At 70.3% G+C, this 19,815-nt stretch carries 18 protein-coding genes; 12 read left to right on the top strand and 6 right to left on the bottom strand.

The features are described 5' to 3' along the window. Positions 1-42 precede the first annotated feature (42 nt). From OHU89_RS37860 to OHU89_RS37840, 5 genes are all read left to right on the top strand, one after another. A complete protein-coding gene (locus OHU89_RS37860; protein ID WP_405649453.1) occupies positions 43-1,377 on the top strand; it encodes an ABC transporter substrate-binding protein in 1,335 nt (444 codons plus the stop codon). Between the two features lie 11 nt (positions 1,378-1,388). Beyond that, positions 1,389-2,273, top strand: a complete 885-nt coding sequence (locus OHU89_RS37855; RefSeq protein WP_405649452.1) for a carbohydrate ABC transporter permease — start codon at positions 1,389-1,391, stop codon at positions 2,271-2,273. Beyond that, positions 2,273-3,178, top strand: coding sequence for a carbohydrate ABC transporter permease (locus OHU89_RS37850; RefSeq protein ID WP_405649451.1), 906 nt, complete (start codon positions 2,273-2,275; stop codon positions 3,176-3,178). The genes OHU89_RS37855 and OHU89_RS37850 overlap by 1 nt, the downstream gene beginning before the upstream one ends. Beyond that, a complete protein-coding gene (locus OHU89_RS37845) occupies positions 3,175-4,905 on the top strand; it encodes a family 43 glycosylhydrolase (protein WP_405649450.1) in 1,731 nt (576 codons plus the stop codon). Before OHU89_RS37850 ends, OHU89_RS37845 begins: the two co-directional genes overlap by 4 nt. A gap of 112 nt (positions 4,906-5,017) precedes the next feature. Next, positions 5,018-6,061: a LacI family DNA-binding transcriptional regulator gene (locus tag OHU89_RS37840; RefSeq protein ID WP_405649449.1), complete on the top strand. Its 1,044-nt coding sequence runs from the start codon at positions 5,018-5,020 to the stop codon at positions 6,059-6,061. Positions 6,062-6,090: 29 nt separating this feature from the next. Here OHU89_RS37840 and OHU89_RS37835 read toward each other — a convergent pair whose 3' ends face one another. Beyond that, positions 6,091-7,746 (bottom strand): serine/threonine-protein kinase, encoded by a 1,656-nt coding sequence (locus OHU89_RS37835; RefSeq protein WP_405649448.1) that lies wholly within the window; start codon positions 7,744-7,746, stop codon positions 6,091-6,093. 63 nt (positions 7,747-7,809) lie between these two features. Then, positions 7,810-8,499 carry a ThuA domain-containing protein gene (locus OHU89_RS37830; RefSeq protein WP_405649446.1) on the bottom strand — a complete coding sequence of 230 codons (690 nt, stop codon included), beginning with the start codon at positions 8,497-8,499 and terminating at the stop codon, positions 7,810-7,812. Positions 8,500-8,655: 156 nt separating this feature from the next. On the opposite strand from OHU89_RS37830, the gene OHU89_RS37825 reads away from it, so the two are divergent. Together OHU89_RS37825 and OHU89_RS37820 are read left to right on the top strand one after the other, a co-directional pair. Further along, the gene (locus OHU89_RS37825) at positions 8,656-9,288 is read left to right on the top strand and encodes a VOC family protein (protein WP_266886602.1); all 633 of its coding nucleotides are present in this window, start codon (positions 8,656-8,658) and stop codon (positions 9,286-9,288) included. Between the two features lie 74 nt (positions 9,289-9,362). Next, positions 9,363-9,764, top strand: a complete 402-nt coding sequence (locus tag OHU89_RS37820; protein WP_405649445.1) for a VOC family protein — start codon at positions 9,363-9,365, stop codon at positions 9,762-9,764. Here OHU89_RS37820 and OHU89_RS37815 read toward each other — a convergent pair. Both OHU89_RS37815 and OHU89_RS37810 read right to left on the bottom strand, forming a co-directional pair. Further along, positions 9,747-10,433, bottom strand: coding sequence for a helix-turn-helix domain-containing protein (locus tag OHU89_RS37815; RefSeq protein WP_405649443.1), 687 nt, complete (start codon positions 10,431-10,433; stop codon positions 9,747-9,749). The two genes, OHU89_RS37820 and OHU89_RS37815, sit on opposite strands and share 18 nt — an antisense overlap. 82 nt (positions 10,434-10,515) lie before the next feature. Continuing rightward, a complete protein-coding gene (locus tag OHU89_RS37810; RefSeq protein ID WP_405649442.1) occupies positions 10,516-11,451 on the bottom strand; it encodes a cupin domain-containing protein in 936 nt (311 codons plus the stop codon). 80 nt (positions 11,452-11,531) lie between these two features. Between OHU89_RS37810 and OHU89_RS37805 the strand changes: the two genes are divergently transcribed. Then, positions 11,532-12,365 carry an NmrA family transcriptional regulator gene (locus OHU89_RS37805; RefSeq protein WP_405649441.1) on the top strand — a complete coding sequence of 278 codons (834 nt, stop codon included), beginning with the start codon at positions 11,532-11,534 and terminating at the stop codon, positions 12,363-12,365. Between the two features lie 159 nt (positions 12,366-12,524). Here the strand turns inward: OHU89_RS37805 and OHU89_RS37800 are convergent, their stop codons facing one another. Then, positions 12,525-13,664 (bottom strand): YihY/virulence factor BrkB family protein, encoded by a 1,140-nt coding sequence (locus OHU89_RS37800; RefSeq protein WP_266886608.1) that lies wholly within the window; start codon positions 13,662-13,664, stop codon positions 12,525-12,527. A 278-nt stretch (positions 13,665-13,942) separates the two neighbouring features. Then, positions 13,943-14,275, bottom strand: a complete 333-nt coding sequence (locus tag OHU89_RS37795; RefSeq protein ID WP_405649440.1) for a hypothetical protein — start codon at positions 14,273-14,275, stop codon at positions 13,943-13,945. A 67-nt stretch (positions 14,276-14,342) separates the two neighbouring features. On the opposite strand from OHU89_RS37795, the gene OHU89_RS37790 reads away from it, so the two are divergent. The 4 genes from OHU89_RS37790 (at position 14,343) to OHU89_RS37775 (ending at position 19,702) form a co-directional block, all read left to right on the top strand. After that, positions 14,343-15,197: a hypothetical protein gene (locus OHU89_RS37790; protein WP_405649439.1), complete on the top strand. Its 855-nt coding sequence runs from the start codon at positions 14,343-14,345 to the stop codon at positions 15,195-15,197. Then, the gene (locus tag OHU89_RS37785) at positions 15,170-16,273 is read left to right on the top strand and encodes a hypothetical protein (RefSeq protein ID WP_405649438.1); all 1,104 of its coding nucleotides are present in this window, start codon (positions 15,170-15,172) and stop codon (positions 16,271-16,273) included. The genes OHU89_RS37790 and OHU89_RS37785 overlap by 28 nt, the downstream gene beginning before the upstream one ends. Before the next feature lie 110 nt (positions 16,274-16,383). Then, positions 16,384-18,018: an acyl-CoA dehydrogenase family protein gene (locus OHU89_RS37780; RefSeq protein ID WP_405649437.1), complete on the top strand. Its 1,635-nt coding sequence runs from the start codon at positions 16,384-16,386 to the stop codon at positions 18,016-18,018. A 394-nt stretch (positions 18,019-18,412) separates the two neighbouring features. Further along, a complete protein-coding gene (locus OHU89_RS37775) occupies positions 18,413-19,702 on the top strand; it encodes a GAF domain-containing protein (protein WP_405649436.1) in 1,290 nt (429 codons plus the stop codon). The last annotated feature ends 113 nt before the right edge of the window (positions 19,703-19,815 follow it).

Here is a 19,815-nt window from a genome sequence, read left to right as displayed (position 1 = left end):
TCCTCGTTCCGAGACGCCCAACTTCCGAAGGAACACGGTCAGATGAACTTCACCAGCCGCCGGAGAAGGTTCGCCCAAACCGCTGTCGCGGGTATCGCGCTGACAGGCCTGCTCGCCGCCTGTGGCGGGTCGGACTCCGGAGACGACACCGACTCCTCCGGCCCGGTCACCCTCGACTTCTGGGGCTGGGCCAACGGCCAGGAGGCCGTCGTGAAGGCGTTCAACGCCTCTCACAAGGACGTCCAGCTGAAGTACACGAAGATCACCGATCAGCTGACCATGCAGAAGCAGCTGAGCAACGCCGTCAAGGCGGAGAACGCTCCCTGTCTGCTGCAGAACACCGGTGAGTACGTGACGAGTTGGGTCGCGCAGGGCGCACTGGCCGACATCTCGAAGTACGTGGAGTCGAGCAAGGGCAAGTTCAACTCCGGTTCGTGGGCGACCGGCCAGGTGCAGGGCAAGACCTACGGTGTGCCCACGGCCTCGGCGCCCGCGTTCACGATCTACCGCACCGACATCTTCAAGAAGTACGGCCTGAAGGCACCGACGACCTGGGACGACTTCATCGCCGCGGGCAAGGTCCTCGAGAAGCACGACATCAAGATCACCAACTACGCAGGTGAGGACCCCAGCACCCTGGAGGTGCTCGCCATGCAGGCGGGCGCCCACTGGTACGCCATCGACGGCAACGCCTGGAAGGTGAACTTCCAGGACGAGGGCAGCCTGAAGGCCGCGAAGGTGATCCAGGAGATCATCGACAACGACCTCAACGCCAAGCTGTCCTTCGCCGACTACGCGGCCGTGCAGCGCAGCTTCGACAACGGTGACACCGCGACCCGGCAGATCTCCACCTGGCAGATGTCCGGCATGGTGCAGAACTTCACCAAGTCCTTCGGCGACTGGGCGCTGTCCCCCTGGCCGACGTTCGCCGGTGCGGCGGCCAAGACGCCGGCGGGCACCAACCAGAGCGGCAACCTGACGCTGGTGTCCGAGCAGTGCGAGCACCAGGAGCAGGCCGCCGAGGCGGCGCTGTGGATGTCCACCGACACCGGCGCGGTCAAGACCATGGCCAGCCCGGAGACGGGCAGCGGTGTGATGCCGGCGCTGGCCGACAGTGACTCGTACGTGCCCGAGGCGATCTCCGAGAAGCTGCTCGGCAAGAACTACGAGCCGGCGCAGCAGATCGTGAAGGACAGCCTCGGTACCGTCACCACCGACTGGACCTTCGGTCCCAACTGGACCGCGATGTTCACCGAGCTGCAGAGCCAGTGGGGCAAGGTCGTCAGCAAGAAGCAGACGGTCACCGACCTTCTCGCCCACATGCAGGAGTGGACGGTCAAGGACCTGAAGTCCCGCGGCATCAACGTCAAGGGCTGAGGCACATCCCGATGATTCGCTCACTGCGCTGGAAGGGTGCCGCCTTCACGGTGCCCTTCCAGCTCGGCTTCGTGTTCCTGTATCTGCTGCCGATCGGCTACGCCGTCTATCAGTCGCTGTACCGCTCGCAGTCCTCCGGCCTTGGCCTGGGCGGCACCACCGACGAGTTCTCCGGCTTCGACAACTACCAACAGGGCCTGACGGACTCGAAGTTCATGGGATCCGTGCTGCGGGTGGTGGTCTTCGCCGTGGTGCAGATCCCGATGATGCTGCTGATCAGCCTGGTGCTGGCACTGCTCCTGGACGCGGTGACGGCCAAGGTGGCCGGCAAGTTCCGGATCATGCTGCTGGTGCCGTACATGATCCCCGGGGTGGTCGCGGCGATCGTGTGGATCAACGTGTACAGCCCGGACGTCGGCCCGCTCACCCCGCTCGGCGACTTCTTCGGCTTCCACTGGAACTTCTTCTCGCCGTCGATGGTGTGGCCGTCCATCGGCAATCTGCTGACCTGGCACGGCATCGGCTACAACATGGTGATCATCTACGCGGCGCTGCAAGGCGTGCCACGCGAGCTGTTCGAGGCCGCGCGTCTCGACGGCGCCACCGAGTGGCGGATCGCGCTCAGCATCAAGATCCCGTTCGTACGGGGCGCGTTGGTGCTGACCGGCATGCTCTCGATCATCCAGATGCTGCAGATCTTCAACGAGCCGGCACTGTTCCGGAACATCACCCCGGAGACGGTCGACGACAGCTTCACCCCGATCATGATCATCTACAACCAGGCGTTCAACGCCGGGAACTACCACTACGCCGCGACGCTCTCGGTCCTGCTCGCACTGATCCTCGGCGTCGCCTCCTTCCTCTTCTACAGGCTCACCTCGAGGGAGGCCGACTGATGACCCTCACCGAAGAGCGCGCGGGCAACCGCACCGTCCGCCGTCTCAACCGCCCCGACCCGGCGGCCCGTTCACGCGGCGGCCAGCGGTTCCTGCTCATCGGCCTGACCCTGGCGAGCGTCTACAGCCTGTTCCCGGTGTGGTGGCTGATCGTCGCCGCCACCAAGGACCGCACAGGCCTGTACCAGTCCAACGGTCTGTGGTTCTCCGGCTGGCACCTGTGGGACAACCTGCACCAGGTGTTCACCTACGACGACGGCATCTTCCTGCGCTGGACGTTCAACTCGTTCCTGTACGCCGGTGTCGGCTCCCTCGGCGGCACACTGATCGCCCTGGCGACAGGCTACGGTCTGGCCCGCTTCGACTTCCCGGGCCGCAACCTGGTGTTCGCGAGCGTGGTCGGCTCGTTCCTGATCCCGCTCGCGCTGCTGACCCTGCCGCTGTACCTGCTGTTCTCGGAGATCGGCCTGGTCGACACGCCCTGGGCGATGCTGATCCCCTGCCTGATCAACCCGTTCAGCGTGTACCTCGCCAAGGTGTATACAGAAGCCACCATTCCGTACGAGCTCCTGGAGGCCGCTCGTATCGACGGCGCCGGCGAGCTGCGGATCTTCTTCAGCATCGTGCTGCGGATGATGACGACGGGCGGCGCGACGGTCTTCCTGCTCGCCTTCGTGAACACCTGGAACGCCTTCTTCCTCCCCCTCACCGTGCTGCGCGGCCAGGAGAACTGGACCCTCAACCTGGGCCTGTACAACTGGTCCGGCAAGCGCGCGGAGTCCGGCGTCGACCTCACCAGCCTGGTACTGACCGGCGCCCTGCTGTCCATCATCCCGATGGCGATCATGATGGTCGCGATGCGCCGCTATTGGCGGTCGGGCGTGACCATGGGGGCGCTGAAGTGACGTTGCTTCACAACCCCGTCCTCCGCGGCTTCGCCCCCGACCCCTCACTGGTCCGGGTCGGTGACCGGTACTACGTGGCGACCAGTTCCTTCGAGTGGTTCCCCACCATCCCGATCCACCGCTCCCGCGACCTCGCCCACTGGGAGTACGCGGGCCACGTCAGCGGCGCCGTCCCCGGCGACTCACTGGCCGGCGTCCCCGACTCGGGCGGCGTCTGGGCACCGTCGCTGAGCTGGGACGGCGAACGGTTCTGGGTCGTGTACTCCATCGTCCGCTCGGTCGGCACGCCCTACTTCGACGTGGACACCTACGTCAGTACGGCGACGGACCCGGCCGGCGAGTGGACGGCCCCGCGCCGCGTCGCGAGCCACGGCTTCGACCCGGCGCTGTACCACGCCGAGGACGGCCGACTGTGGCTCCTCAACCTCCAGAACGACTGCCGCCCCGGCGGACAGCGCTTCGCCGGCATCGTGGCGACCGAGCTGGACCGCAAGACCCTGGCCGCCGTCGGCCACACCCACCTGTTGCTCCAGCACGGACGGCTCGTGGAGGGGCCGAAGCTGCTGCGGCGGGAGGGCTGGTACTACCTGGTGCTGGCGGAGGGCGGTACCGGTTTCGAGCATGGGGTGCTGGTCGCGCGCAGCCGTGCGCTGACCGGCCCGTACGAGGTCGACGAGCGGCCGCTGCTGACGACCCGGGACGACCCGACCGTGGCGTTGCAGAAGGCGGGGCACGGGGAGTTGGTCCGGACAGCGGGCGGGGACTGGGTGTTGAGCCATCTCGCCGCCCGTCCATTGCATACCGTCGACGGCCGACGGTGCCCGCTCGGGCGGGAGACCGCGATCCAGGCGGTGGTGTGGGACGCGGAGGGGTGGCCGAGGCTGCGGGATGGTGGGCATCATCCGGCGGTGGAGGTCGACGTACGACTGCATACAGTCGACGTCCCGCCGGATGCCGTCGACTCGGCGCATACAGTCGGCGAGTCCTCGCATACCGGTGACGGTCTGGCGCCTACGGTCGACCGCCCATTGCATACACCGACTTCGGACCCCACAGAGCGCGCACCCGGCCCAGGCTCCAGCTCCGACTCCAGCTCCGCCCCCGCCACCCACCTCGCCTGGCCCTGGAGCACCCTGCGCGCCTACGCCGACCCGTCCTGGGCCGACCCCACGACCCGCCCCGGCTGGATCCGTCTGCGCGGTCGGCACGGCCCGGAGTCCTGGTGGGCGCACAGCCTGCTCGCCCAACGCATCACCGAGCACCGCGCGGAGGCCGAGGTCACCGTCGAGGCGCGACCGGGGACGTTCACGCAGGCCGCCGGTCTCGTGCTCTGGTACAACACCGAGGCCTATCTGAGCCTGGACCTGACCTGGGCGGAACCGGAAGGCGAGGGGCAGCACGGGCAGCAGTGGTCTAGCGGTGGCCGTACGGTGCTCAGCCTCGTCGAACGGGAGGAGTCCGGGACCCGGCAGGTGGCCGCCGTGGACGTCGACGCGGGCGCACCGCTCACTCTCGGTGTGACGGTCGACGGCGCGGAAGCACGGTTCTGGTATCTACGGGGCGGCGTGCGCACACCGGTCGGCGGGCCGCTCGACTTCGGCAAGCTCTCCGACGACCACGGTTCCAGGCTCCGTTTCACCGGAGCGATGGCCGGCATCCACGCCGTGGACCTTGTCGACGCGGCGTTCACCGCCGATTTCACGGGATTTCGCCTGACCTGCCGGTAGCCCTCGGCCTCTTTCCGACTTTCCCCGGCGAACCTAGGGTAGGAAGCGCTTACTATCCGCCTTGGTCGAAAACTTTCCATGGCCCTCGGGCGGGCCGGAGAGGTGGTTCCCGATGGTCCGTACGGGGAGTGCGAGTGTGGCGGCCGGGCCGACGCTGGCAGTCGTGGCTCGGGAGGCGGGGGTGTCCGTACCCACCGCCTCCAAGGTCGTCAACGGCCGGGAGGACGTCGCACCCGAGACCCGCCGCCGGGTCACCGAGGCACTGGACCGGCTCGGCTATGTCCGCAGACCCCGCTTCGACGCGGCGAAGCCGCCGGCGCTGGTCGACCTCGTCGTGCACTCGCTCAACAGCTCGTGGTCGGGGGCGGTGCTGCACGGTGTGGAGGAGGCCGCCCACGACGCGGGCCTGGAGGTGGTGGTGTCGGCCGGGCTGACCCGCCAGCGGTGCGGCCGGCCGGAGCGGGGCTGGCTGGACAAGCTCATCGCGCGTGGTTCGTCAGGGGTGTTGTTCAACCTGGCCGAGCTGACGGCCTCCCAGTACGCGTGGCTGGAGCAGCATCGCATCCCGTTCGTGATGATCGATCCCGTGGTGGAACCGCCGGCGGGCGTGGTGTCGGTGGGCGCGGCGAACTGGCAGGGCGGGATGGCCGCGACCGAGCATCTGCTGGCGCTGGGCCATGAGCGGATCGCGGTGATCGCCGGGACCCGGCGCAAGATGTGCAGCACCGCCCGGGTGGCCGGCTACCGTTCGGCGCTCGCGTCGGCGGGGGTGCGGCAGCGCCCGGAGTACGTACGTCATGCGAGCTTCGACGAGTCGGTCGCCCGCGAGCGCATGCGGGAACTCCTCGACCTTCCCGAGCCGCCCACCGCCGTCTTCGTCTGCTCGGACCGGATGGCGCTGGGCGTCTACGAGGCCCTGGCCGAACGGGGGTTGAGCATCCCCGACGACATGAGCGTCGTCGGCTTCGACGACCTGCCGGAGGCCCGCTGGGCCAGCCCTGCCCTCACCACCGTCCGCCAGCCGCTGTCGGAGATGGCGGCGACGGCGACGCGGCTGCTGGTGCGGATGATGGAGGGGACGCGGCCGGAGGGGACGCGTACGGAACTGTCCACGCGGTTGGTGGAGCGGGCGAGTACGGGGCGGCCGCGGGGGTAGGGGCGGGTCGGCGGACTCCGTACGGGTGTCTAGGTCGCCCGCCAGACCGACACGTCCGCCATCAGGAAGCTCATTCCGCGCGTGTCCCACAGCGCGGTGCTCTTGACCTGGACCACGAGCAGCGCGATGTCTCCGGAGGGATGCTTGATGCAGAACTCGCTGCCGGCGGAGGCGGCAGCGAGCGGGAACGTGTGGTAATCCTCGCTCGTTTCGGCCTCGGCGCCGTCGAGGAGCCAACTGCAATCCTTGAAGTCGGCACCCGTCTCCTCGGCGAAGTACTGAACGATCAAGCTGGCGTCACTCTCCAGCGCACAACCGACGTCCTCGCAGGTGAAGCGGATGTCACCCTTGCGGTCCTCGCGTGTCGCCGGGCGTTTGCCGTCGTGGAGGTACAGGGAGTTCTTCTCGTTCAGAGACTGGGGCAGGTCCGCCGATATGGCGCGAGGCTGGCCGGCCGACGTCGAAGCCGAGGACGAACTCGACGCCTCCTCCGCCCCCTCCTCGCCCTTCGCTTCCGCCCCGGCCGCCGTCGACGCCCCCGCCGACCGCCCCGACGCCGTCGCACTCGGCGTCACCGAGGACGCGGTCGTGTCCCGCCCCCCGCTGCCGTCCTCCCCCTCCTTGGCCTTCCACACCAGCCCCGTCACCAGCAACGCACCCGCGGCCACCACCGCGCCCGCGACCAGTGCCGTACGACGACGCCGCCCCCGCTCCGGCACAGTCGGCACAGTCGCCCGCGCCGGCGCGATCAGCGGCATCGTGTGCACCGGCGTGGGGTCGGGTACCGGGGCCGGGACGGTCACCTCGGGCCCCGTGGCCTCGCGCCAGACCGCCGGCCCGGCACCCGCGTCGGCGTCCCCGCCCAGTCGCTGTCGGCACCACTCGACGACCTCGGCGAGCGTGGCCCGCTCCTGGGGGTCTCTGGCGAGGCACCGCGTGAGCAGCGGTCGGAGGGGTTCGGGCAGGCGGGACAGGTCGGGTTCGGAGTGGACGATCCGGTAGAGGATGGTCGCGGAGGGGCCGTCTCCGTACAGCGGTGAGCCCAGGGCCGCGAAGGCCGCGGTCTGGCCGAGCGCGAAGACGTCGGTCGCCGGTGTGATGTCGCCCGCGACCGCCTGCTCGGGGGCCATGAACTGGGGTGTGCCGACGGCGGCGCCGGTGGCCGTGTAGGCCGTGGTGTCGGCGGCCAGGGAGATGCCGAAGTCGATGACCCGGGGGCCGTCGGCGGCCAGGAGCACGTTGGAGGGCTTGAGGTCCCGGTGGACGATTCCCTCGCCGTGGATGGCCTGGAGCGCCTCGGCCACGCCCGCCATCAGCCACAGCACCGCCGGCACCGGCAGCGGGCCGCGCCGGTGGACGGCTTCCGCCAGGGAGGGTCCGGGGATGTAGAGCGTAGCCAGCCAGGGCGGACGGGCGTCCGCGTCGGCATCGATGAGCTCGGCGGTGTAGGCGCCCCGGACCCGCCGGGCCGCCTTGATCTCCCGGCCGAAGCGCCGCCGGAAGTCCGGGTCGTCGGCCAGCTCCGGGCGTACCACCTTGATCGCCACCGGTCGGCCGCCCGCCGTGTGCGACAGATAGACCCGACCCATGCCACCCGCGCCCAGCCGGGCGGCGAGACGGTAACCGGCCACCACGGGCGGATCGTCCACCTGAAGTGGCTGGAACACGTCAGCCGCGTTGTTCACCTGTCCCCCTGCTCCCCTGATCCCCTGTCGCGCCGATCCGATCATCCGTGCGACAGCAGAAGCCTAAAGGGTCTTCCGTGACCGCTGACCAGGGTCGGGACCGCGACCGTCCAGCCGGGCCGCCCAACTGATCCCGCCCAGCAGATGCGCCCGGAAGTCGGGGTCCTCGTACGCCTCGGCGGCGTGGCCGAGCGCCGTGTAGAAGACGCGCCCCGCCGCCTGCTCGCGGCACCAGACCAGTGGATGGTCGGCGCCCATGCCGCCTCCGTCGTACGACGACTCGTCGGCGCGGGCCAGCACCCGTACCGTGCCGCGGGGGTTGGTGCGGAAGTCGTACCACTCGTCGGTGAAATCCCATACGGCGGGCAGGTGTCGGGTGGCCGGGTGCTCGTGGTCCTCGATGAGGGCCTTGCCGGGCTGGTACTCGGGGTGCCGGTCGAAGCGGGCGCCCAGCAGTTCGGCGTAGTACGGCCAGTCGTACTCGGTGCAGGCCGCCGCGTGGATGCCGACGAAGCCGCCGCCCGACTCGACGTAGGAGGCGAGCCGTTCGCGGCCGGTCGGGGTGAGGACCTCGCCGCTGGTGGAGAGGAAGACGATCGCGGCGTACCGGTCCAGGGGTGACTCCAGTGCCGTCGGGTCCTCGCTCGCGTCGACCTCGAAGCCGCCGAGGGTGCGTACGGCGGCGATGCCGGCCGGGATGGAGTCGTGCCGGTAGTCGGCGGTGCGGGTGTAGACGAGGAGTCGAGGTGCCATGCCGGCGACCCTATGACGCAGGCGGTTCAGGTCCCGCTGAAGTGATCAGTCCGAAAATTTCGGCGGCCCGACGGGGCCCTGACCTCCGCGTGAGGCGACCGGCCACCGTTCGGGTGTTCCATCACGGAGGCCGCTCTGCGTAGCCTCGACTGCACGATGAACACCATTCCCGCACGACTTGACCACCTCGTCCTCGCAACCCCCGATCTGGCGGCGACGGTCGCCGACTTCGCCCGGCGTACCGGTGTGGCGCCCGCTCCGGGCGGGGTGCACATCGGGTTCGGCACCCGGAACTACCTGGTGTCGCTGGGCGGTACCGGCTATCTGGAGATCATCGGCCCGGACCCGGAGCAGCCCGAGCCGCAGGGGCCGCGCCCCTTCGACGTCGACACACTGGCGGCGCCCCGCACGGTGACCTGGGCGATCAGTCCGCCTGACCTGGACGCGGCGGTCACGGCCGCCCGGGCCCGGGGGTACGACCCGGGCGCGGTGCATCCGATGAGCCGCCGCAGACCGGACGGCACGCTGTTGGAGTGGCGGCTGACGGACGGCGAGACCCAGCACCCCTCCGGTCTGGTGCCGTTCCTCATCGACTGGGGCACCGCGGTCCACCCGTCCGCCTCCGGTCTGCCCGCCACTCCCCTGCTGGCGCTGTCCGCGACCGCCCCCGATCCGGGCGAGATCCGCGCCCTGCTCGCGGCCCTCGACACCGAACTCACCGTCACCAAGGGGCCGGTGGGGCTCTCCTTCACGGTGGACACCCCGCTGGGGCCGGTCGGCTTCGGCTGAATGCGGGCGGCGGCGTCGAGGACACGTCCGATTCCTTCAAGACCGACCGTCCCCGCCCTGCCTACGGTGGCCGCATGACTCCACGATTCGATGCCATCGGCCTGATCGTCTCCGACATGGCCGCCTCCGTCGCCTTCTACCGCCGCCTGGGTTTCGAGTTCCCCGAGGGAACCGAGCAGGAGGGGCATGTCGAGGCACAACTGCCCGGCGGACTGCGGCTGTTGCTGGACACCGAGGAGGTGGTGCGCTCCTTCCACGCGACCTGGCAGCCGCCGACGGGCGGCGGTCGCACGGGGCTGGCCCTGCGGTGCGACAGCCCCGCCGAGGTGGATTCGGTGTACGAGGAGCTGGTGGGCGCCGGTCACCACGGCGAGCTGAAGCCGTGGGACGCCGTCTGGGGCCAGCGGTACGCGAGCCTGCTCGACCCGGACGGCAACGGCGTCGACCTGTTCGCGCCGCTACCCTCGGCCGAGTAGCTCGGTCAGCGGCACACCGGCCAACTCCCTGACGTCCCGCGCCAGATGAGCCTGGTCGGCGAAGCCGGCGCGAACCGACGTCTCCGCGTACGCCACGCCGCTCCGGGCCAGGCCGAGCGCCCGCTGCAATCGCAGCACCCGGGCCAGCGTCTTGGGCCCGTACCCGAACGCGGCCAGGCACCGGCGGTGCAACTGCCGGGCGCCGAGACCGAGTTCGTCGGCGGTCGCCGCGACCGGGCGCCCCGCGTCGAGGGCCGCCACGACGTGCCCCAGCAGCGGATCGGGCGGCTCGGTGTCGGCCGCCCGTCCCAACGCCACTTCTTCGAGTCCGCGGGCCGGATCGCCGGCCGCGTTCACGCGAGCGGTGAGCCGCCGTACTTCGGCGATCGGCCAGAGGTCGGCGAGTTCCACCCGCCGGTCGAGCAACTCCCGGGCGGGAACGCCGAGCAGCCCGGGCGCGGTGCCGGGCGGGAACCGAACCCCCGCCCACGCGGTCGGCACGCCTTCAGTGACGTACGCACGCGTGTCGGGCCCGGCGACGAGCAGCCGCCCTTCGTGCCACAGCAGATCCATGCACCCGTCGGGCAGGACGCGCCCCGGGCCGGACCCGGACGGGGTATTGGTCCAGACGACGGCACCGTCGAGCCGGGACTCCCACTCCGCGTACATAACAACCAGGCTACGCGGCACCCGCCCAGGGGCGCGGGGAACTGCGCGATCAACCACGGACAACCCGCACCCGGCAGCGCTCCTAAGCCACCCTCCCCCGATGCTCCTGCGGACTCACCCCGTACACCCGCTTGAAGGCACTGGACAGCGCGAACGCACTCCCGTACCCCACCTGCCGGGCGATCGCGTCGAGCGTCGCGTCGCTGTCCCGAAGACGATCCGCGGCGAGCGCCAGTCGCCAGCCCGTCAGATACGTCATCGGTGGCTCCCCCACCAGCTCCGTGAACCGCCGGGCGAGAGCAGCCCTGGACACCCCGGCCTTCGCCGCGAGGGACGCCACCGTCCAGGGGTGGGCGGGATCGTCCTGAATCAGCCGCAGCACCCGCCCGACGACCGGGTCCGCCATCGCCCGGTACCACGCCGGTGCCGCCGCCTCGGGCCTGGAGAACCACGCCCGCAGTGCCGCGATGACCAGCAGGTCGAGCAGCCGGTCGAGGACGACCTCCTGGCCGGGCTCGTCGCGCACGATCTCCTCCATGAGGAACGGCGTGAGCGGGCAGTCCCACACGTCGGAGGTGAGTGTGAGCAGCGGCGGCAGCGCGTCCAGCAGCCGCCCGCTGACCTCGCCCTGCCACAGATACGTGCCGATCAGCATCACGGCCGACCCGTCGAGCCGGTCGCCCCAGGTCCGCACGCCCAGATCCATGGAACCGTTGAGGGAGCGCCCGTCCGGGTAGTGGCACTCGGCGCCCGGCAGGATCACCGCCTGTGGTGCGGTGCCGGGGTCGTCGGCGCAGGTGTAGGGGTCGGGGCCGCGGGCGATGGCGAGGTCGCCGGCCCGCAGCCGTACCCGCTCTCCCGCGTCCGGCGTGATCCACGCCTCGCCGCGGATCATGAGCATGACGGTGAGGGGGGCGCGGTCCTCGATGCGTATGCACCAGGGGGGTTCGAAACACGCTCGGATCATGAAGGCGCCCCGCGCGCGGGGGCCCTCCAAGAGGCCTGCGAGAGCGTCCATGCGGCCAGCGTAGACGGCCGCGTATGGGAATGAGCCGTTCAGCGATGGGGTATTGGGGCGTGCGGCCGTTGACTTGAGGCATGGCAGACAACACGGTGAAGAAGACAGTGGTGGTGACCGGCGCCTCGGGTCGTACGGGCAGCCGGGTGGCTCAGGCGGTAGGGGCGGCGGGGTTCGAGGTGCGGGCCGCGTCCCGGGCCCAGGGCTTCGACTGGGAGAACCCGACGACGTGGGCGGAGGCCCTGCGGGACGCGGACGCGGCGTATCTGATGTATCCGTCCGACGTCGGCTCCCCTGCGGCGGCCGAGGGTGTCGGGGCGCTCGCCCGGGAGGCGGTCGGGCTCGGCGTACGGCGGCTGGTGCTGCTGTCGGCGCGGGGCGAGACGCAGGCGCTGGCGACGGAGGAGGCGCTGAAGTCGTCGGGGGCGCAGTGGACGGTCGTACGGGCGTCGTGGTTCTCGCAGAACTTCAGTGAGGGGCCGCTGGTGGCGGAGTTGCGGCGGGGGGAGCTGGCGTTTCCGGCGGGTGAGGTTCCGGAGCCGTTCCTCGATGTGCGGGACATCGCGGATGTGGTCGCGGTGGCGTTGACGTCCGGGGACGCCTATGTGGGGCGGACACTGGAGCTGACGGGGCCTCGGTTGCTGTCGTTCCGGGAGGCGGTCGCGGAGATCTCCGAGGCCGCCGGGAGGGAACTGGCGTACATCCCGGTTCCGGCGCGGGACTACGGGGACGCGCTGGTGGGGTTCGGGGTGCCGGCCGAGGAGGCGGAGTTCCTGGTGGAGGTGTTCGAGGGGCTGCTCGACGGGCGGAACGCGCGTCTCACGGACGGGGTCCGGGAGGTGCTGGGGCGTTCGCCCCGGGAGTTCGGGGACTTCGTGCGGGAGGCTGCCGCGGCGGGGGTTTGGAAGGGGTAGCGCCGTGGGGGGTGCGGGGACGCTGCCAGGTGCCGGTTCATCGTGGCTGATCGCTCCCCCACTCTCGGCTTCGCTCGAGCGGGGGGACCCCCATCGCGGCGGTAGCCGCACATCGATACAGCCCCGCGCCCCTGGGTACACCCGGCAGCCCGGCGACTGCTAGGAACCGTCCTCCTTGTGCGGGGGGTGCGTGCTCTTCACGTGGGTTCGCAGTCTCGACGTCACGTCCTCCGGCGGCAGGAACCGTGACCACCGCTCGGGGAACTCCGACGGCATGTCGGGGTCCTCCGGGTCGATCTTGTGGTGGGCCGCGGCTCGTGCGACGTACTCGGCGACCTGCGCCTCGCGGACCCGCTCGTTCGCGGCGCGGGCCGCCGCCGTCGCGGCGGCCGGCCAGACGCGGTCGATCGCGGCGTTGACCGCGGCGCCGACGAGGACGGCGAAGGCGGAGACGCCGATCCACAGCATGACGGCGACGGCGGCGGCGAGGGAGCCGTAGATCGACGCACCCTCGATGGTGTTCGTGAGGTAGATGCGCAGCAGGAAGCTGCCGAGCACCCACATGGCGAGGGCCACCAGTGCGCCGGGCACGTCCTCGATCCAGGGGGAGCGCACGGGGACGGACACGTGGTAGAGCGTGGTCAGGAAGGCGATCGACAGGACCATCACCACCGGCCAGTACAGGATCTGCACGAGGGTCTCCGACCACGGCACGATCCGCACCACGGCGTCCGGGCCCGCGACCATCAGCGGCAGCGCGATGGAGCCGATCAGCAGGGCCGCGAGGAAGAGCAGGAACGCCACGAGACGGGTCTTGACGATCCCCCGGACGCCGTCGAGGCCGTACATGACGGTGATGGTGTCGATGAAGACGTTGACCGCGCGGGAGCCGGACCACAGGGCGAAGAGGAAGCCTATGGAGATGACGTCGGGGCGGCCGCCGTTCATGACGTCGTCGAGGATCGGCTGCGCGATCTGCCGCACGCCCTTGTCGGACAGGACGGTGCGCGAGGCCTCCAGGAGGTTGGCCTCCAGGCTGCTGATGCTGTCGGTGCCGGTCCAGTCGTCGACGTAGCCGAGCAGGCCGATCATGCTGAGCAGCAGCGGCGGCACGGACAGCAGCGTGAAGAACGCGGCCTCGGCCGCGAGGCCCAGGATGCGGTACTCCATGCACGAGTTGACGGTGTCCTTGAGCAGCAGCCAGGCGGTCCTGCGCTTGGAGACGTCCCGATAGAGGGCACGCGCCCGGTGGAGGCGGCCGGAGGGGGGCCGCTGGGGGGATTCACTTGCTGGCTGCACGCCCTAAAGGTATCCGTCGCGGGAGGCTGCACTCATCCCCCGGGTGGGCGTCGGGCCCGTGTGAGCACGTAGGCGATTCGAACCGTTTCTCTGTCATGTCCGCGTTGGCCGAAATGTTCGGTCACTTATGTGAACATCCCGGTCCGGAATTTCTCGGGGTCCGGAAACAGGACAATGACCGAAAATCTCTTGAAGCGTTCATGAATCTGCCGAAACAATCCTGATTGCATTCATTGCGTATGCCGAGGATCACTCGGGCGCACACGACACGGGGGAATTCACGGGTCACTGACCATGACCTTTTTCAGCCGCGTTGCCTGTGACTCGCCCTTTTCCGCGGCCACTCTCATCACCTTCAGAACACGTCGCACCGCATTTCTCACTGCCCCCGGGGAACTGCACCAATCACCGAGGAGCTCTTTGTGCCGAACGGCACTGAACGTGTTCTCGCAGAAGTCCTGGCCGGTGTCGTCCAAGTGGACCATGTACCGCCCGACAGCCACTTCTTCGAGGATCTCTGCGCCAGCTCTCTCGTGATGGCCCACTTCTGTGCCCGGGTCAGGAAACGCCCGGACCTGCCGTCCGTGTCGATGCGGGACGTCTACGGCCATCCGACCATCCGACCATCCGACCATCCGCAGCCTGGCCGCCGCGCTCGATCAGGCCCCCGAACCCGCCGTGGCCAGGGCCGAGGAGCCGCCACCGCCGCCGGGCAGTACTCCCCGCTACGTCCTGTGCGGGGCCCTTCAGCTGCTGGTCTTCGGCCTGTACTGCCTGCTCGCCGGGGTCGTCACCGCCCGCGGCTACGAGTGGGTCTCCGCCGGCGACGGAGCCGTCGAGATCTATGGGCGCTCGACGGTCTTCGGCGGCGGCCTCTTCCTCGGCGCGTGCGCCCTGCCGGTGGTGGCCAAGTGGCTGCTGGTCGGACGGTGGCGGGAGACCGAGTTCCCGGTCTGGAGCCCGGCGTACGTCCGTTTCTGGACCGTGCGGGCACTGGTGCAGGCCAGCCCGATGGCACTGTTCGTCGGCAACCCGCTCTACGTGCTCCATCTGCGGCTGCTCGGCGCCCGCATCGGCCCGGGCGTGACGATCCTGTCCCGCTCCGTGCCCGTCTGCACCGACCTGCTGACGATCGGCGCCGGCACCGTGATCCGCAAGGACTCCGCCTTCCTCTGCTACCGGGCACACAAGGGCCTGATCCAGACAGGACCGGTCACCCTCGGCCGGGACGCGTTCGTCGGCGAGAAGACCGTCCTCGACATCGGCACCTCCCTGGGCGACAGCGCCCAGCTCGGCCACGCCTCCGCCCTGTACGGCTGCGCCACGGTCCCCGCCGGCCACCGCCGGCACGGCTCCCCGGCCCAGCCCACCGACGTCGACCACCTCCGCGTCCCCCGGCCCGCTGCTCCACCCCGCGCCGGGCCGGGTACGCGCTGGCCGCGCTGCTCCAGACGCTCCTGCTGTACGTCCCGCTCGCGATCGGCGGCACTTATCTGCTGCTCACCGTGGCGCCCGGCCTGGACGTGCTGCTGACCCCGGACTCCCAGGACCTGACGTCGGCGGCGTTCTACGCCGAGGCGCTCGGCCTGTCGATCGGCGCCTTCCTGACGTTCGTCGTCCTCGGACTCGCCGTCGTGACCCTGGTGCCGCGTGCGCTCAAGCCGGTGCTGCGCGCGGACCGGACGTATCCGCTGTACGGCTTCCACTACTCCGTGCACCGCGCGATCGCCCGCCTGACCAACATCAAGTTCTTCAAGTGGCTGTGCGGCGACAGCTCGTACATCGTCCACTACCTGCGGTCCATCGGATACGACCTCTCGCACGTGGAGCAGACCGGCTCCAACTTCGGCACGGAGGTGCAGCACGAGACGCCGTACCTGGCCACGGTGGGCAGCGGCACGATGGTCGCCGACGGGCTGTCGATCCTGAACGCCGAGTACTCGGGTACGTCCTTCCGCGTCGCCCGCGCCACGATCGGGGCGCGCAACTTCCTCGGCAACCACATCGCCTACCCCGTGGGCGGGCGCACCGGTGAGAACGTCCTCCTCGCGACCAAGGTGATGGTCCCGCTCGACGGCGAGGTCCGTGAGGGCGTCGGGCTGCTCGGCTCGCCCAGCTTCGAGATCCCGCGCACCGTGGAGCGCGACACCCGCTTCGACCATCTGCGCGAGGGCGCCGAACTGGGCCGCCGCCTCGCCGCGAAGAACCGTTTCAACCTGCGCTCGATGGGGCTGTTCCTGTTCATCAGGTGGCTGCACTGGTTCGCGCTGACGGTCATCGGCTTCGCCGCGATCGACCTGTACCCACGGGTCGGGGTGTTCCTGATCGGTGTGTCCCTGATGGCGGCCCTGCTGTTCAGCATCGGCTACTACGTCCTGGTGGAGCGGCTCCTGTGCCGCTTCCGGCCACTGCGGCCACTGCTGTGCTCGATCTACGACCCGCGCTTCTGGCAACAGGAGCGGCTGGACCACCACGGCCGGCGGGGCCTGACAGCGGTGGCGATCGCCCCGGACCTGGGCGAGCGGTACCTGGACACCGTGTACCGCGAGGATTGGCTCACGGAAGGAGCGGAATCCGAACTGGCAAGCCTGATGGCAGCGCCCCTCTAGGGGCGCGGGGCTCTGTCGATGTGCGGCTACCGCCGCGTGAGCGCGACAGGCCACGACGGACCCGCACCCGCCGAACGACTTCACACCCCCACGGCGGGTAGGTTCCCCACATGGCAGGCAGCACGCACACCGTGACCAACCAGCCCCCACCCCTGATCGGCCACGACGTCTACACAGCCGACAAAGCCCTGGTGGCGGCGGTGGAGCGCCACACGGAACCCGACCTCCTGGACGAAGTCCGAGGCGAACTGGCGGCACTGGGCAAAACCTCCGGCTCCGCCCAGGTCCAGGAATGGGGCACACAGGCCAACGAGAACCCCCCGACTCTGCGCACCCACGACCGCTACGGCCACCGCATCGACGAAGTCGACTTCCACCCCGCCTGGCACCGCCTCCTCGGCAAGGGCGTCTCCGCCGGCCTCACCGCCGCCTGGACCCGCCCCGCCGGCCACGTCCGCCGAGCCGCCGCGTTCCTGATCTGGACCCAGGTGGACGCCGGCAACCTCTGCCCCCTGTCGATGACCCACGCCGCCGTCCCCGCGCTCCGCACGGACCCCGCCCTCGCCGAGGAGTGGGAGCCCCGTCTGACCTCGATGGTCTACGACCGTGAGCTGCGCCCCGCGCACCAGAAGGCGGGCGCCCTGTTCGGCATGGGGATGACGGAGAAGCAGGGCGGCAGCGACGTACGGGCGGGCACCACCCGGGCCACCCCGCTGGCCGAGGACGGCACCTACGAGCTGACCGGCCACAAGTGGTTCTGCTCGGCCCCCATGTCCGACGGCTTCCTCGTCCTGGCCCAGGCCCCCGACGGCCTCACCTGCTTCCTCGTCCCGCGCGTCCTGGACGACGGCACCCGCAACCCGTTCCGCATCCAGCGCCTCAAGGACAAGCTCGGCAATCGCTCCAACGCCTCCGCCGAGGTCGAGTTCGACGGCACCTGGGCACGCAGGGTCGGCGAGGAGGACCGGGGGGTGCGGACCATCATCGAGATGGTCGCGGCGACCCGGCTCGACTGCGTGCTCGGTTCGGCGGGTCTGATGCGGCAGGCCGTCACCCAGGCCGTCCACCACTGCACATACCGCGAGGCCTTCGGCGGCAAGCTCGTCGACAAGCCCCTGATGCGCAACGTACTGGCCGATCTCGCCCTGGAGTCCGAGGCGGCGACCACCCTCGCGCTGCGGCTCGCGGCCGCCTACGACGACGGCGGCGAACAGGAGCGGGCGTTCCTGCGGATCGCGGTGCCGGCCGCCAAGTACTGGGTGACCAAGCGCTGCCCCCCGGTGACGCTGGAGGCCTCCGAGTGCCTGGGCGGCAACGGCTACGTCGAGGACTCCGGCATGCCCCGGCTGGTGCGCGAATCCCCGCTCAACTCGATCTGGGAGGGCGCTGGCAACATCCAGGCCCTGGACGTACTACGGGCCCTGCAACGAGAGCCCCTGGCCCTCAACGCCTACCTCCAGGAGGTAGGCAAGGCCCGCGGCGCCGACCACCGCCTGGACGGCGCGATCAAGAACCTGCTGACGGAACTGGCCGACCTGGAGGGGATCGAGGCCCGAGCCCGACGACTCACCGAGCGACTCGCGCTCGTGCTCCAGGGCTCACTGCTGGTCCGTTTCGCCCCACCGGAGGTAGCCGACGCGTTCTGCGCGTCCCGCTTGGGCGGAGACGGCGGCTCGGTCTTCGGCACCCTGCCCTCGACACTGGACCTCGCGTCGGTGGTGGACCGGTCAAGGCCGCAGGCCTGACCGTCCAGGGGCGCGGGGAACTGCGCGACCAGCCACACCGAACCCGCAGACGCCACCGCACATCAAGCAGGCACCCCCTACCGCGAAACCCCGCCCGACCGCCGGAGGTAGGGGGTGGTGCTGCGCCGACGCGGCACCACCCCCGCCTTGGCCCGTTCGAGGCCGCGAACGCCGCTCGGGACGGCGTCGCTCAAGTTTCAAACAAGGCCTGGCCGTCCACCAGGGTTGCAGGGGGTTGCAACTTGCTGCTGGCTGTGGCCGGACTGGGTCCCTCCGCGAGGGCCGAAAGGCACTATGAGACGAACAGTCAGGACGGGCGTCGCACGCGTGGCCGAAAGGCACCGAGAAACCGGTTGTCCGCAGCCCTTCATCAGCCTTCATCCGGGAGGATCCCGTGGCGCATCCGCAGACGGACGTCACCCAGCTCGCCGCCGTGGACGCGGCGCGTGCGGCACGGGTGCTCAGCGACGTGCGCTCCGCCACGCTCTCCGGGCAGCGGACCCCGGTCGCGCCCCGTCCGGTGATCGAGCAGTCCTGGGGGCGGATGCTGCGCGGCGGGGTCGATCCCGACCATGACTTCCGGACCGGGCTGCTGTCCCTGGAGGAGGTGCAGCGGCGGCGCGAGACCTCGGTGCTGCGGCACGTCCTGCCGGTGCTGCGACAGGGGCTGGTGTCAGTCGCGGACGTCGCCCACCACATCATGGTGGTCGCCGACGAGGAGGGCCGGGTGCTGTGGCGGGAGGGCAGTTCCCCGGTGCTGCGCAAGGCCGACGGGACCGGTTTCGAACTCGGCGCGGACTGGCGGGAGAGCGTCGTCGGCACCAACGGCATCGGCACCCCGGTGGTGGCCCGCCGGCCGGTGCAGGTCTTCGCCTCCGAGCACTTCGTGCGTTCGCAGACCACCTGGACCTGCACCGGGGCGCCGATCACGGACCCGCGGGACGGGCGGCTGATCGGTGTGGTGGATGTGAGCGGGCCGCTGGACACGATGCATCCGGCGACCCTCGCCTGGGTCGACTCGGTGGCCAAGCTCGCCGAGGCCCGGCTGCGGGAGCTGCACCAGGCCTCGCTCGAGCAGCTGCGCGCGGTGGGGGCGCCGGTGCTGGCGCGGCTCGGCGGCCGGGCCCTGGTGGTGGACGGGGACGGCTGGACGGCCGCGATGACCGGGATGCCGTACCAGAACCGGATCGGGCTGCCCAAGTCGCTGACGGCGGGCCGACGGTGGCTGCCGACGCTGGGCCTGTGCTCGGTGGAGCCCCTTGCCGGGGGCTGGCTGGTGCGGGCGGCGGCCGAGCCGGTGCCGGAGGGCACCACCCGTATCGTCCTGGATCTGTCGCAGCCGCGCCGCTGGTCGGTGACGGTGTCCGGGATCGCCGGGTCGTGGTGCCATGAACTGAGTCCGCGGCACGCCGAGTTGCTGTATCTGCTGGCCGTGCACCGGGGCGGTCGCAGTGCGGCGGGCCTGGCCGAGGACATGTTCGGCGACCCGGAGCGCAGGGTGACGGTGCGCGCGGAGATGTCCCGGGTCCGCCGGTATCTCGGGGGACTTCTGGAACACCGGCCGTATCGTTTCTGCGAAGGTGCGGAGGTCGAGGTCCTCCGCCCCGCCGACCCGCACGATCTGCTGCCGCACTCCACGGCACCCGCGGTGACCGGCAAACGGTTGTCCGCACACCTGCCCTGAGTGACCCAACAGGCGGCATCTTTCGCATATTTGCAGGGTCTTCGTCACCGGCAGGGCCCGACTGCCGTAGCATCCCTCTACGGGCCACCCCACCTGCTCCTTGGTCAACGTAC

This window comes from Streptomyces sp. NBC_00019, from assembly GCF_045041015.1.
Classification (GTDB): Bacteria; Actinomycetota; Actinomycetes; order Streptomycetales; family Streptomycetaceae; genus Streptomyces.
The sequence above is the reverse complement of the archived record's forward strand: the minus strand, read 5'-3'. Positions and strand labels throughout refer to the sequence as shown.